Origin of the sequence: Bradyrhizobium sp. JYMT SZCCT0428 (genome assembly GCF_018131075.1) — a bacterium.
GTDB lineage: Bacteria > Pseudomonadota > Alphaproteobacteria > Rhizobiales > Xanthobacteraceae > Bradyrhizobium.
In genome coordinates, this window is record NZ_JAFCLS010000020.1 from 121,220 (window position 1) to 134,517 (window position 13,298).

Consider the following 13,298-nt stretch of genomic DNA (forward strand, 5'->3'; position numbering starts at 1 on the left):
GTCTCCCAACGGCTTACGCCGAGAACCCTGCCGTTCCCGCCGCCTACCGTATTTTCCTGCTGCCAGCCCGATATGGGATGACAATAGTGGAGATTCGAGGGTTAACCCCGCGAATCCCCACACATTTTTGTGTACGCCGTGCGTCCGGTTGTCCCATAGCACGACTTTTGCATCGATCCCGGGTGCAGCTGCGCCCCGCCCGGGACCTTGTCTCAAGTAACTTGCGTTACTTGAGTTCAACCTTGGCGCCAGCCTTTTCGAGCTGGGCCTTGATCTTCTCGGCTTCGTCCTTGTTGACGCCTTCCTTGACGGGCTTCGGCGCGCCTTCGACGAGGTCCTTGGCTTCCTTGAGGCCCAGGCCGGTGATGGCGCGGACTTCCTTGATGACTTCGATCTTCTTCTCGCCGGCGGCGGCGAGCACGACCGTGAAGTCGGTCTTTTCTTCAGCGGGAGCGGCGGCAGCGCCACCACCGGCCGGACCGGCAACCGCAACGGCGGCAGCGGCGGACACGCCCCACTTTTCTTCAAGGAGCTTTGCGAGTTCGGCAGCTTCGAGCACGGTCAGGCTCGAGAGGTCGTCGACGATTTTCTGTAAGTCAGCCATTGATCTGTTTCCTTAAACGTATTGGTTCGAACCAGGTTTGATTTGCGAAGGGTCAGGCCGCTTCGCTCTTTGAGGCATAGGCCTGGACGACGCGCGCGAGCTTGGCCGCGGGCGCAGTCGAGAGCTGAGCGATCTTGGTCGCCGGCGCCACCAGGAGGCCGACAAGCTTTCCGCGCAGTTCATCGAGTGACGGCAGCGAGGCAAGAGCCTTCACGCCGTTAACATCCAGGACGGTTTTACCCATCGAGCCGCCGAGAATGACGAACTGTTCGTTCGTCTTGGCGAATTCGATGGCAACCTTCGGCGCCGCTACCGGATCGTCTGAAGTGGCGATCACGGTCGGTCCCTTCAGCAGGGAACCGATGGCAACGACATCCGTGCCTTCAAGAGCAATTTTGGCGAGACGGTTCTTCGAGACCTTCACCGACGCACCCGCCTGCTTCATCTGCGTGCGCAGCTTCTGCATCTGGGCCACGGTGAGGCCGGAATAGTGGGCGACGACTGCAACGCTGGTGGTCTTGAAGACCCCGTTCAGCGCCTCAACCGCGTCCTTTTTTGCCGCTCTTTCCACAGCAAGCTCTCTCCGGTTGGCGGCCTTCGCGTAAGGCGAGACCGCCGGGTTGCACCCACCGTCTCACCCAAAACCTGACCTCAAGACACCAGTCCTTCGGACACGTCGGGCAAGACGACATTGAAAAGCCTGCCCTCCCGAACCAGATGGCGCGGGGTGTCGAGGTTCGAACCAAATCGGCTCATACGCCGCATGATGCGACGTTAAGCAAAATCCGGTCTTCACCCGTCTGTGCAGGCTGTGCGATTAAGCCGTTGAAGAGACTTGCATCTCATCGCGGGCGCCTGCAGTCTTGGACAGGATCGAGGTTATCCGGCAAGCCGGACGCCCCCTGCCACATTCCAGCCTGACGATGGGTTTCCTTCCTTTCGAGCAATCCATGCGGATGTCCTGAAAGGAATGATCTCCTACCGTATCGGGTTTTCGGAATGCGAGCACAGACGTGCCAGCAACGGCCAGCACGCCCGGAAGCCGTTCTTTACCGAGTCTCGCCCGTCTTGCCAAGGGCAAAATTCAGGCCGCGGCGGATGGGGGAACCGGGGGAGCTCGATTTTTTTCGACCCGCCTTGTCACACCGGAAGCCCCTCGCTCGTCTAGGCGCAGGAGGTTCCCAATGCAGCGCTCATTATTAGCAGCAATTCTCGCGATACCCGCCCTCTTCAATGGCCTGACCATGCTCGTCGCCGGGCCGTTCTGGTACGCCAATGTCCCCGGCGTCACCGATACCGGGCCATTCAACCCGCATTTCGTCCAGGACATCGGCCTGGCGTTTCTTGCCGCCGGCCTGTCGCTCGCGGCGCGGGCCTGGCGTCCGCGTTACTGGCCGGCCGCCGTCGCCGGCGCCGGGTTCCTCGCCGCACATGCCCTGCTCCATCTGGTCATGATCGCCGGCGGGCACTCCCATCACGTTGGTTTCGACCTAATCGTCATCATCCTGCCGGCGGCCCTCGCCCTCTATTCCGCCTTCCCCAGCAAAGGAGAACATCATGCGTAGTTGGATCGCGCGCCGCATGCTGCGCGCCACAGCAGAGCGTTACGGTTACGACACGAGCTATCTGGAGATGATGCTGAAGGAGGCGCCTGCCGCGTTCTTCAAATTTGCGTCCGTGATGAAGGCAGCCAGCCATCGCGTGGTGGTTCCCGTCGAAGCCAGCTTTGCCGCCAAGCTCGTCGGCGCCCTGGCGGAAGATTGCGGCCCCTGCACGCAGCTCTGTGTCGACATGGCGCTGGAAGCCGGCATGCCCCGGGAGGAGATCGAAGCGGTGTTGCGGCGCGATCCCCGCGCGATGAGCGACACCACCTGTCTGGCGTTCCGGTTTGCCGACGCCGTCGCGCGCCGTTCGGCCGACGACGAGGAATTTCGCGACGCGGTGCGCGCCCAATGGGGCCAGAAAGGCGTTATCGATTTGACGCTGGCGCTGCAAATGGGCCGGATGTTCCCGATGGTGAAGGCCGGGCTCGGCTACGCCAGGGAATGTCGCCGCGTCCCGGTGGATGGACATAATGTCGATGTCGTCAAACAGGCCGCTTGAAGGCGACCCGCTGGCGCCCCATCGCGGGCGCCTGCTCGGGCTCGCCTATCGCATGCTCGGCAGCCGCAGCGACGCCGAAGACATCGTGCAGGATGCTTACCTCCGCTTTGCCGGCGCACACGACGTTCACAACCCCGAGGCCTTTCTCGTCACCATCGTGACGCGGCTTTGCCTCGACCGGCTGAAGAGCGCGAAAGCACGGCGGGAAGTCTATGTCGGGCCCTGGCTGCCCGAGCCCGTCTGCGATGCGGAGGGTCTTTCGCCCGACGCGGCGACGGAACTCGCCGATGACCTTTCGTTTGCGTTGCTACTGGCGCTGGACCGGCTGTCGCCGATGGAGCGCGCGGCGTTCCTGCTGCACGACGTCTTCGACACGCCGTTTGCCGAGATCGCCGCCATGCTCGACCGGTCAGAGGCATCGTGCCGGCAACTCGCAACCCGGGCCCGCCGCGCGGTGCGCGACGAGCGTCCCGCGCCGGCCGCAACGCCTGATACTCACGCCCGCCTGCTGATGGCGTTCGGTGAGGCCGTAACCAGCGGCAATGTGGCGCGTCTGGCCGAACTGCTGCGCGAAGACGCGGTTGCGATCACCGATGGCGGCGGCCGCAAGACAGCCGCACGCAATCCGATCCACGGCGCCGACAAGATCGCCCGCTTCTTCATCGGCCTTGCGGCCAAGAATCCCGGACACCAGCTTCGCGTCGAACCGGCTGTCATCAACGGTGCCGTCGGCGCCCTGTTCTATGTCGACGGCGAACTCGATCACACGCTGAGCATGGCGATCGACGGGGAGCGGATCGCGGCGATCTATATCGTCCGCAATCCCGACAAGCTGCGGCACCTGCTGCCGGCTTCCCGGCACTAACCGGCAAGCCCGGCGATCAGCCGAGCTTCACCGCGTACGGCAACGGCTTGCCGGCGAAATACGCCTCGAGATTGGCCATCACGCAGTCCTGCATCGCCACGTGCGATTCCAGCGTGTGGCCGCCGATATGCGGAGACAATACGACGTTCGGCAGCGCCGTCAGCGCGTCCGGCGCATGCGGCTCCCTGGCGTAGACGTCGAGGCCGGCGCCGGCGATGGTCTGGTCGGTCAGCGCCGCGACCAGCGCCTGCTGATCGATCACCGAGCCGCGTGCGATATTGATGACGTAGCCGTCCTTGCCGAGCCTGTTCAGGATACTGGCATCGACCACGTGGTGGGTGTCGCTGCCGGCACGAACCGCGATGACAAGCACGCTGCACCATTCCGCGAGCGCCTCGAGCGCCGGAAAATATTGATACGGCACGTCGTGCTGGCTGCGGCTGAAATAGCCCACTTCGGTCTCGAAGGCCGCGACACGCGCGGCGATCTTGCGGCCGATCTCCCCCATGCCGTAGACGCCGATTTTACGCCCGAGCATGCCGGCCTGCGGACGCATCATCGGCGACGGCTTTGCGCCGGCCCAGCTACCGCTGCGCACGTAATCGTCGGCCACCAGCAAGCGCCGGGTCGCGGCCAGCATCAGCGTCACCGCAATGTCCGCCACCGAGGCGGCATTCGCGCCCGGACTGTGGCCGAGCACAATCCTGCGCTTGGCAACGGCCGCGAGATCGACGCCATCATATCCGGTGCCGTAACAGACGACGGCGGCCAGTTTCGGCATCTGGTCCATCGTATCGGCGCTGAGCGGTGTGCCGCCTGCCGTGATCATCGCCCGAATACCGGAGAGTTGTTCGGCCGAGAACGTCTCGTTCGGTGGCTTGCCCGCGGCGTCCAGCAGTTCGTAGCGCTCACCGATCCGCACCATCAGGGCTTTCGGGAAGCGCGAATAGACCAGGACCTTCTCGGGCATGTTGTTCTTTCCCTGTCGCAAAGCAAAGGGCGGAACCGGTCACCCGATTCCGCCCCGTTTTCTCATCAGTGCCGCAAGACCTTAACCGAGCAGTGTGCCCGGCTCGACCTTGACGCCCGGGCCCATGGTGGAGGAGACCGCCACGCGCTGGATGTAGGTGCCCTTGGAGCCGGCGGGTTTCGCCTTGGAGACCGCATCCGCGAGCGCCTTGACGTTCTGCACCAGCTTCTCTTCGGTGAACGACGCCTTGCCGATGCCGGCCTGCACGATGCCGGCCTTCTCGACGCGGAACTCGACCGAGCCGCCCTTGGCGCCCTTCACGGCGGTGGCGACGTCCATGGTCACGGTGCCGATCTTCGGGTTCGGCATCATGCCGCGCGGGCCGAGCACCTTACCGAGGCGGCCGACCAGCGGCATCATGTCGGGGGTGGCGATACAACGATCGAAATCGATCGCGCCGCCCTGCACCTTCTCGACCAGGTCTTCTGCGCCGACGACGTCAGCACCCGCAGCCTTGGCTTCTTCCGCCTTGGCGCCGCGCGCGAACACGCCGACGCGCAAGGTGCGGCCGGTGCCGTTCGGCAGGGTCACCACGCCACGAACCATCTGGTCGGCGTGACGCGGATCGACGCCGAGATTGATCGCGATCTCGATCGTCTCGTCGAACTTCGACTTGGCGCGTTCCTTGACCATCTTGATGGCGTCCGCGAGCGGATAGAGCTTCTCGCGGTCGACGCCCTCGCGGGCCTTCTTCAAACGTTTTCCGATTGCCATGGTCCGTTACCCCGCAACTTCCAGACCCATCGAACGGGCGGAGCCCTCGACCATCTTCATGGCCGACTCGACGGAATCGCAATTGAGATCCTTCATCTTCTTCTCGGCGATCTCGCGCACCTGCGCTTTGGTCACCTGGCCTGCCTTGTCGCGGCCCGGGGCTTTCGAACCGGACTGGATCTTGGCGGCCTGCTTGAGGAAGAAGGACATCGGCGGGGTCTTCATCTCGAAGGTGAACGAACGATCGGCGTAGATCGTGATCACCACCGGAATCGGGGTGTTCTTTTCTTCCTTCTGCGTCTGGGCGTTGAACGCCTTGCAGAATTCCATGATGTTGAGACCGCGCTGACCAAGCGCGGGACCGATCGGGGGCGAAGGATTCGCAGCACCCGCCGGCACCTGCAATTTCAGGTATCCGGTCACTTTCTTTGCCATACGTCACTCCTCATGTTGCTCCGGATCATCCGGAAGCTTCACAGGACCGTGGTGCGGTTCAACGGATGACTGGCGATCATCCATCTCCTCCCACGGCACTTTTCCCTCTTCCCGCATGCGGGAAGAGGTCAAGACGATCAGACCTTCTCGACCTGACCGAATTCCAGTTCGACGGGCGTGGCGCGGCCGAAGATCGACACCGCGACCTTCACGCGCGAACGCGCCTCGTCAATTTCCTCGACCACGCCGGAGAACGACGCGAACGGCCCATCGGCCACGCGGACGTTCTCGCCGATTTCGAACGACACCGACGCCTTGGGACGTTCGACGCCTTCCTGCACCTGGTGCAGGATCCGCATCGCCTCGGACTCCGAGATCGGCATCGGCTTGTTTTCGGCACCCAGGAAGCCGGTCACCTTGGGCGTGTTCTTGATGAGATGGAACGCCTCGTCGGTCAGCTTCATCTTCACCAGCACGTAGCCCGGGAAGAACTTGCGCTCGGCGTCGATCTTGCGGCCGCGGCGCACCTCGGTGACCTTTTCGGTCGGCACCAGCACCTGCTCGAACAGTTCCTCCAGCCCGCGCTGCTTGGACTGTTCGCGGATCGATTCCGCGACCTTCTTCTCGAAGTTCGAATAGGCGTGAACAATATACCAGCGCTTGTCCATCGTTTGGGTTCCGGTGCTCATCAGTGGACGCCCAGCAGGAAGGTAATGAGATAGCGGATGATCATATCCGCGGCGAAGAAGAAGATCGAAGACAGCGCCACCATGATGAACACCATGATGGTGGTGATGGTCACTTCGCGGCGGGTCGGCCAAGTGACCTTGGCGGTCTCCGAACGCACTTCCTGCAGGAACTTGAACGGGCTGATAGCCATCGTTGGGTACCGCGTCCTTTGAGACGAATTTCTGAATTTAGGCGAATCCGAACAGCCCTCTAGCGCCCAGCCCTCTCTCAAAGGATGAGCCGCCAAGCGGGCTCGATTGTTCGGGGGATTTCAAAGCCGCGCCGGATATCCGCATAACGGGCCGGCAGCAGGTGGCGGGTATCTACTGCCAGTCGGGCAAAAGGTCAAGGTATGGGCCGGCCTGCGGAACGCCCCCGGCCGACGGAAACGCCCGGGCCGGACCGAAGGCGCTTGGTTAACCGGCGGTGCCGGGCGCCCCTCAAATCCGAATCAGAGCGTGATCGGGTTCTTAAAGGCTCCCCGCCATCCTGATCGTCCCCTTGATGGACCATGAGGTGACGATGTCGCTGCTCAGCCAACCCCAGACCGGCCAGGACGGACCTGCAGGTGACATCGCCTGGAGCGTTCTCGACGCAGCCAACGACCTCGGCGATACCGTCACCATCGATGCCTGCCGGCGGGTGATTGACGCGAATCTGCGCGGCGTGGCGCCCGCAACTTCGGACATGGCAGTGGTCGTCGCCTTCTTCGGCTAGTTCCGGACTGGCGGCAGGAACCTCGACCAAGTCCTTGATTTAGCTGGCAGGGGCGGCAGGGCTCGAACCTGCGACAACCGGTTTTGGAGTTCGCTTGAGGTCGTACCAACTGATAATTGCGCATGTCGTCACGGCTGTATTCCTTGAAATTTTTGGCTCTGCCTAGGCCGTCCAATGCTGTCGTGTACCACTCGATATTGACTGGTTTGGTAGCAAAAATGGTAGCCGCGTTCGCTAAGACACACACGGTCAGACGTTGAACGCGTGACTTTTAATCATGGGGTCGAGGGTTCGAGTCCCTCCGCGCTCACCATCCTGAAATCCTCCTATTGAAAGCGTTGGACTATTTGCTCGGATTGGCCAACCGCGCTTTAAGGTTGGCCAGTTTTCTGTTCGCGTTTCGAACTTGCTCGAACGCCGTCGAGGTCTCGATGCCGACCTTTTGGCGGTCATATTCGTCAATGTAGGTCTGTATTTCGCGCAGGTCTTTGTGGCCGGACAACGCCCCGATCTGCGGCGCGGTATAGCCGGCGTGGACAAGCCGGATCATGAACAGTTTGCGCAATCCGTGGCTGGTGCAGTCCGGCAGTCCGGCGGCATCGCACCACTCGCGCATCTTGTTGCCGAACCCGTTGGCGGTGAACGCCTTGCCAAACGAGGTCACGAGATATGTGTCGGTCCCGGTTACCGGCAGAGCATCAATCGCGGCCTTGGTCTCGTCGAACAGCTTGACCGAAATCCGCTTGCCGCCGGTGGTCGAAGTCTTCTTCGGCAGGAAATTGTTCAAGACGCCGTCACGGATATAGCGAGGTCCGATGCGCACCACGTCGGATTTGCGCACCCCCAAATTCAAATACAGCTCGAACGCCGCGCGCGCCATCGTGCCGACCTTGTAGCGCGCCTCATACCTGGCGGCATCATCCTCGGTCCAGGTGTAGAACCCGCCCGTGTTTTTCATTTTCTGGCGGGTAACGCCTTCGCTCGGGTCGTGATCGATCAGGCCGGCAGCCTTGCAAAATTTTAGGAAGTGCCGCAACGCGCGCAGCATGTTGCGCTGAACTGCCGGTGATCGCAGGCTCGATATATAGACCTGCATGTGCCGGCGTTCTAGCTTGCGCAGCCGCTTGTCCCATGCTCGGTGCGAAACCGTTCGACCAGCGAACGCTGGCTCGATCGCGTGCCGTCGCCCAATTCTTTTGTGAAGGCGCTGCTTTGATAATACGCGACTGCGGCCGCGTTGAGGGTGCCGGCCACGGTACGCGACGCGCCGATCACAGCCGTTCCCTGATGGGCAGCAAGCGCGCGCTCGTAGACCTCCATAAATGCGGGCGACCATGGCAGCCCGTGCAAAGGCACCTTCCTGTGCCCCTTGCGTCGCAAATAGAACCGCGGCCGGCCATGACGGTCGATGAAGGCGTGCACGTAGCGCGGTAGTTTCATTGGGCGTCCCACTCGTTCACATCCTGATTCGCTTCATGGTCATCGGCATCGGCGCTGTTATAGAGTTTGATCTTAATGCGACCGTCCTCGATCTCGATGGCAATCGCCTTCTGACCGGCCGCCTCGATGGCCTGCAACGCCCGCTTCACGTCGCCCTGGCGGAATGTGGAAGGCACACGCCTCATCAGGCTGCCTCCGCATTGTGCTTGGGCTTCGACGGCGACGCACTATCCTGCGGCTCCTTCCGGTCAAACTCTCGCTCCAGCAGGAGGCGCATGACGTCTGTCATCTTGGTATCGTCGATCGCACACTGGATCTTTATCCGCCGATTTAGAGCAGGAGGAATCTCGACCGTGAAGCGCTGCGCCGCGTCTCTAATGCCCTTGGTCGATGGCGCGAGCGCTGGCGATGGTGACGCGCGTGCGGTGGCGCTCGACCCGCCCTCATCGGTCGCTGGGTCCTTTTGAGGCTGTGAGTAACCGCGGGGACCGCGCCACCGCACCTAATCGCGAATAAATCCTGCGACCGTGGTTGCAGTTACAGCGGAGGCGATGCGTCCTACTCGATGTCCGCTATGCCCCAATAGTAACCAAATTCCGCAGCGCAGCGGAATGACGCGATGTGCCATTAGCAGAAGCCACGCTAATGGCCGAGTTCGTATGCATCCGCAGGGCGCGCTCCGTAGCTCGTAAGCGGCTGGAAACTGGTCCAGCTTAGCTAGCTCTATTCTGAATGGCCGTTGGTAGAGTGCGGGATTTATTCTTCTTGCAATAGGCGACGACCGCACTGGAATTCCTCTGCAGGCGGTCGTAATCTAATACACTGTTGCTTGCCGCCGCGTTGTAGTAGCCGCTCATGAAATATCTTACAAAATCTTGATCCACTGGACCGTACCCCAACCAAGTTCCGCAAGTGATCTTGTTAAAATCCAGCGTAGCGTTAGGCACCGCAGTTACGCCTATCGATTTTTCCAGTCCTACCATCACACTGGCACTCGGGTTGGATTGGCACCACCCTCTTACGTTTGTGACATTTGTCCGATGCAGGTCAAAATCTACAAACGTCCTCCGACTTTGATAACTAAACCAGCCGGTCATCCAAGCCGAGAACTTACTCGACGGTGCAGCCGGCATGGCGAGATATTCGCTACAGGTAATGCTGCGAATATCGGCCGTCGTGGCAAGCGCTTCACTAGCGAACGCTGGAACAATTAAGATCGCGAACGTAAGGATATTCAACCTGCATCTCATTGTGATGACTCCCAGTAACGAGTGACCGAGCAGACCAATCGCAATTTAATGGGATCACAAAACCTGCATCCCGTGACTCCAGCCCCTTAATGGCGAGTGCAAGGTTTCTGGTTGATCTAGATCAACGGCGGCGGACCCAACTCTCTGTCAGGATAGGGTCATTTGCTACGGTGATGAGCCAGCAGCCAGCCCGACCACGTCCGCTATGCCGCCGAGAGCATGAGCTATCTCACCGCGACGCAACAGGAACCAAGACGATGGCTGATACCGTCGCCATTGATTGCCCGCCCGCCGCCAAACCTGCGTCTCGACGGCGATCTGCCAAGCCCCGCGACCGTCAGCCGCGCGCGCGGCGGCGAGATCGGATCGCCGAACTTGGGCCTCCATCCTGATCGGGATTGCATAAGTCCATAGCCGCCCGGTTTCGCAAGGAAGCCGGTGCCAGGGACCGCATCTGGTCTATGGATTTCTGACGGACATCGCCGAACGCGGTGGTCGGGCCGATCCACCCGAAGGCAATGCCGGTGATCCTGACGACCGACGAAGAGCGCGACGTTTGGATGCGCGCGTCGTGGGATGAGGCCAAAGGCGCTGCAAAGACCCTTGCTTCTCAGCGCCGAGGAGGCGCGGAAGTCCTCGCCGGAGTGGGCTATCTCAATTCGCACCAAATCGGCGTCGCTCAGCGGCTGGTCGGCCTTGCCGGTATCGCATTGCGGAACGCGAGCGGCGAGGTAATGGTAGAAATGGTTTGCGCTCCCTCGCCGACGCCCTGAATGGTGATATCGCCGTAGTTCATTAGGCGGCCAAAAATGCTCTGATCGCTCTCGACTTTATCGAGGTTCATTTCAAAGTTCCGTCGCTTAATGGACCCAGCCTTGTGGACGACCCGCATGTTGGTGACATCGGTCTCGGTGGTCCAGTGAAACCAAGCCGTCGTCGTCCAATAGGAGGCCGCAAGCCCCGCAATCGCCGCCAAGGCCAGACAAACGAACATCAGCGCGTCGCATTGACCGAGCGCCACAGCACCAGAAAAACGACCGCGATGATCCACCCCGCGATTGCCGGGAGAAAAAACATCCAGTGTTCGTTGCTCGAATACAGCACCTTCTCGCCGGGCTGCAAGATTTCCTGGATATAACGTCCCATAAGCACCTTGAAATTAACAATTGCCCAGCAGCGGGTTGGACAACGCCGAAATTCTAAATCTCAACTCTCCGTGAGACTGCCAACATTGTGGCTCTGTCGTCTTTTGACCTTGATCTATCGCAAGCCTTCGAGCGATCAGCCCCGCACGTTTGCAGGCGTTGAAAACGAAAGCCGGATCATCCCCTTCCTGTGAGAGGTCGGAGCGATTGGCCGGTTCAGGGAGGTGGAGAATGATTAAATTGATTGCTATTGCTGGCTTCGCTCTCTCGGTCGCAGTATCAGCACAAGCTGCGCCACTGGCACCGATTATTCCTCAGCCGGACAGCTTGATCACGGAAGTCGCGGTTGGCTGCGGCGTGGGTAGGACACGAATTAACGGTGTGTGTGTAGCAAGAACCACCGTCCGCCACACCCGGCGAGCCGTCCGCAGATGTGCGCGGGGAATGACCTGCTAGCACTGATGGCTTTAAACCTCGGGCGGTCCTGGAGACTAGCAGCATGTCTCCACGACCGCCTTAGGCAGAACGCTGTCTTGGGTCTCTAAAGCGAGCTGTGGGACGAATGCTCTGTCGTCGATTGGCGTAGAACGCCGCAACGACCAATAAGCAACGATGCCTGCAATGGCGTCGAATTCCAACGCGGAAGCCTTGATACAGATCAAGGCCTCATGCCGGCACCGCTCTACCCTCGGTCACGCGCCTGCAAGCACAACTGAGGATCCCCAACGGCGCGACCGTGATGGTCAGTGGGTTCATGGGGGTGAGGACGCCGAAACGCCTGCTGGACGAACTGGTCAGGCAAAGAAAGTCAGAGCTCTCCATCATCGGCAATGATGCAGCGGTGCCCGGCAAGGGCGTCGGAAAACTGTTCGCCTTCGTGGAACGCATTCGGGCTGGCGGCTGTGGCCTGGGAGGCGCTCTAACGCCGACCGGGCGTCGGCCATAGTCGAACAGGGCGCACGAAAGATCGAGGTCGGCGGCAAAAGCTTTGTCCTCGAGAAGGCTTAGCGGCGGGTTCGGTCGGAATCACCAGATGAAGAAGCATGCTTGGTATGTGACGTTCGAAATCCCATGGAAAGGTACAGCGGTCCGAAGTCGGCGGTCTCGGTCGACGGAGACATTCGAGACCGAAATGGAAGCCAAGAGCTTCGCACGTGCCAAGTTCGACGAGGGATTGGTCGTGACTGCCGGAACGATCATTCCTCATTTGCCGAGACGCGCTATCGCGTCGGGAAAGATTCCGTCCTGGCTTGACGAAGGACGGGAGCAAGAGAGTGGCGACGCGGAGGAAAGTGCCGATCCGAAGTCAGGGATCGAATAAGCCGCAGCTTCTGGGGCGCGCAACTTTCGCGACCCACGGCCGCGCCTCCCGCCATGTGCACGATAATCAACAAAGCGATAATGAAGCGCGCCAATTTCCCTTGGGTGTTGCCATTTTGGCACGGGTACTTAGGCGTAACGTACGTAGGATTCACGCGCAAGTTGGAATCAATGCAGCGCCTGCAAACCACCGTTGGCGGGGACAAATTAGAAGCCGACGGAAATGGAGAGAGAAAAAATGAAGAATTTTCTGTTGTGTTCCGTTGGTCTCGTAGCATTACTCGGCGTGGCCGCCCCTGCATCCGCTGCGGATATGGCCGTCAAGGCACGGCCACCCGCGCCAGTCGTCGTTCCGATTTACGACTGGACCGGCTTTTACATCGGCGCCAATGGCGGCTGGGGACAGAGCCGCAACTGCTGGGATTTCGTCGATGTGGCTGGCGTCGTCGTCGCTGACGGTTGCCGTGAGCGGTCGGGCGGCCTCGCTGGCGGGCAGATCGGTTATCGCTGGCAAGCCAATCAGTGGGTGTTTGGCCTGGAAGCTCAGGGCGATTGGGCGGATCTCAGCAACCAGCGCGTCAGCATCCTCAATCCTCTGTTCTCCACTCGTACCTCGACCGATGGTATTGGCCTCTTTACCGGCCAGATCGGCTACGCTTGGAACGCAGCACTGCTGTACGTAAAGGGCGGCGCGGCAGTGACGAGCAACCGCTTTAGCATCCTCAGTACCCTTACCGGCGCTGAACTGGCCTCAGCTAGCGCGACCCGCTGGGGCGGCACCATCGGTGTTGGACTGGAGTACGGCTTCACACCAAACTGGTCGTTCGGTGTCGAGTACAACCATCTGTTCATGGGCGACGCGAACAATTCGTTCTCGGTCGCCAATCCGATTGTTGCCGGTGCACTCAACCGGATCAGTCAGGACGTGGACATGGTAACCTTGCGC

Annotated in this window: 17 protein-coding genes and 2 pseudogenes; 7 read left to right on the forward strand and 12 right to left on the reverse strand. The window is 60.8% G+C overall.

Going from position 1 to position 13,298, the window contains the following annotated elements; all coding sequences use genetic code 11:
- Window positions 1-226: 226 nt before the first annotated feature.
- Both rplL and rplJ read right to left on the reverse strand, forming a co-directional pair.
- The gene (gene rplL / locus JQ575_RS21760) at window positions 227-604 is read right to left on the reverse strand and encodes a 50S ribosomal protein L7/L12 (RefSeq protein ID WP_192733878.1); all 378 of its coding nucleotides are present in this window, start codon (window positions 602-604) and stop codon (window positions 227-229) included.
- A gap of 52 nt (window positions 605-656) precedes the next feature.
- Window positions 657-1,175 (reverse strand): 50S ribosomal protein L10, encoded by a 519-nt coding sequence (gene rplJ / locus JQ575_RS21765; RefSeq protein WP_212035215.1) that lies wholly within the window; start codon window positions 1,173-1,175, stop codon window positions 657-659.
- A gap of 613 nt (window positions 1,176-1,788) precedes the next feature.
- On the opposite strand from rplJ, the gene JQ575_RS21770 reads away from it, so the two are divergent.
- From JQ575_RS21770 to JQ575_RS21780, 3 genes are read left to right on the forward strand one after another with little or no spacing between them, the layout of a single operon-like run.
- On the forward strand, window positions 1,789-2,169 hold the full coding sequence (locus tag JQ575_RS21770) for a hypothetical protein (protein WP_212035216.1): 381 nt from the start codon (window positions 1,789-1,791) through the stop codon (window positions 2,167-2,169).
- Window positions 2,162-2,707 (forward strand): hypothetical protein, encoded by a 546-nt coding sequence (locus JQ575_RS21775; protein WP_212035217.1) that lies wholly within the window; start codon window positions 2,162-2,164, stop codon window positions 2,705-2,707. The genes JQ575_RS21770 and JQ575_RS21775 overlap by 8 nt, the downstream gene beginning before the upstream one ends.
- Complete coding sequence (locus tag JQ575_RS21780; protein ID WP_312015983.1) at window positions 2,679-3,572, forward strand: sigma-70 family RNA polymerase sigma factor; 894 nt, start codon at window positions 2,679-2,681, stop codon at window positions 3,570-3,572. Before JQ575_RS21775 ends, JQ575_RS21780 begins: the two co-directional genes overlap by 29 nt.
- Window positions 3,573-3,588: 16 nt before the next feature.
- Here the strand turns inward: JQ575_RS21780 and JQ575_RS21785 are convergent, their stop codons facing one another.
- The 5 genes from JQ575_RS21785 to secE all read right to left on the reverse strand — a co-directional run bounded on the left by JQ575_RS21785 (window position 3,589) and on the right by secE (window position 6,631).
- Window positions 3,589-4,542, reverse strand: a complete 954-nt coding sequence (locus tag JQ575_RS21785; RefSeq protein WP_212035218.1) for a 2-hydroxyacid dehydrogenase — start codon at window positions 4,540-4,542, stop codon at window positions 3,589-3,591.
- Between the two features lie 81 nt (window positions 4,543-4,623).
- The gene (gene rplA / locus JQ575_RS21790; RefSeq protein WP_192733881.1) at window positions 4,624-5,316 is read right to left on the reverse strand and encodes a 50S ribosomal protein L1; all 693 of its coding nucleotides are present in this window, start codon (window positions 5,314-5,316) and stop codon (window positions 4,624-4,626) included.
- Between the two features lie 6 nt (window positions 5,317-5,322).
- On the reverse strand, window positions 5,323-5,751 hold the full coding sequence (gene rplK / locus JQ575_RS21795; RefSeq protein WP_065728804.1) for a 50S ribosomal protein L11: 429 nt from the start codon (window positions 5,749-5,751) through the stop codon (window positions 5,323-5,325).
- A 137-nt stretch (window positions 5,752-5,888) separates the two neighbouring features.
- Window positions 5,889-6,419 (reverse strand): transcription termination/antitermination protein NusG, encoded by a 531-nt coding sequence (gene nusG / locus JQ575_RS21800; protein ID WP_192734252.1) that lies wholly within the window; start codon window positions 6,417-6,419, stop codon window positions 5,889-5,891.
- 20 nt (window positions 6,420-6,439) lie between these two features.
- Window positions 6,440-6,631, reverse strand: a complete 192-nt coding sequence (secE, locus tag JQ575_RS21805) for a preprotein translocase subunit SecE (protein ID WP_211998077.1) — start codon at window positions 6,629-6,631, stop codon at window positions 6,440-6,442.
- Window positions 6,632-7,002: 371 nt separating this feature from the next.
- Between secE and JQ575_RS21810 the strand changes: the two genes are divergently transcribed.
- On the forward strand, window positions 7,003-7,197 hold the full coding sequence (locus tag JQ575_RS21810) for a hypothetical protein (RefSeq protein WP_212035219.1): 195 nt from the start codon (window positions 7,003-7,005) through the stop codon (window positions 7,195-7,197).
- Window positions 7,198-7,540: 343 nt separating this feature from the next.
- Here JQ575_RS21810 and JQ575_RS21815 read toward each other — a convergent pair whose 3' ends face one another.
- The 5 genes and pseudogenes from JQ575_RS21815 to JQ575_RS21835 form a co-directional block, all read right to left on the reverse strand.
- Window positions 7,541-8,293, reverse strand: coding sequence for a tyrosine-type recombinase/integrase (locus JQ575_RS21815; protein ID WP_212035220.1), 753 nt, complete (start codon window positions 8,291-8,293; stop codon window positions 7,541-7,543).
- An 11-nt stretch (window positions 8,294-8,304) separates the two neighbouring features.
- Window positions 8,305-8,637 carry a hypothetical protein gene (locus JQ575_RS21820; protein WP_212035221.1) on the reverse strand — a complete coding sequence of 111 codons (333 nt, stop codon included), beginning with the start codon at window positions 8,635-8,637 and terminating at the stop codon, window positions 8,305-8,307.
- Entirely contained in the window at window positions 8,634-8,822 is a 189-nt protein-coding gene (locus JQ575_RS21825) for a hypothetical protein (RefSeq protein WP_212035222.1), read from the reverse strand. The genes JQ575_RS21820 and JQ575_RS21825 overlap by 4 nt, the downstream gene beginning before the upstream one ends.
- 528 nt (window positions 8,823-9,350) lie before the next feature.
- The gene (locus tag JQ575_RS21830) at window positions 9,351-9,875 is read right to left on the reverse strand and encodes an HdeA/HdeB family chaperone (protein ID WP_249166802.1); all 525 of its coding nucleotides are present in this window, start codon (window positions 9,873-9,875) and stop codon (window positions 9,351-9,353) included.
- A gap of 691 nt (window positions 9,876-10,566) precedes the next feature.
- Window positions 10,567-11,033: pseudogene (locus tag JQ575_RS21835) on the reverse strand (PH domain-containing protein).
- Between the two features lie 738 nt (window positions 11,034-11,771).
- Here JQ575_RS21835 and JQ575_RS21840 point away from each other — a divergent pair.
- From JQ575_RS21840 to JQ575_RS21850, 3 genes and pseudogenes are all read left to right on the forward strand, one after another.
- Window positions 11,772-12,037 (forward strand): annotated as a pseudogene (locus JQ575_RS21840) (CoA-transferase); the annotation flags it as partial.
- Window positions 12,038-12,164: 127 nt separating this feature from the next.
- Complete coding sequence (locus tag JQ575_RS21845; protein ID WP_249166803.1) at window positions 12,165-12,353, forward strand: hypothetical protein; 189 nt, start codon at window positions 12,165-12,167, stop codon at window positions 12,351-12,353.
- A 237-nt stretch (window positions 12,354-12,590) separates the two neighbouring features.
- The coding region (locus JQ575_RS21850; protein WP_212035225.1) for an outer membrane protein at window positions 12,591-13,298 on the forward strand (708 nt) is incomplete at its 3' end.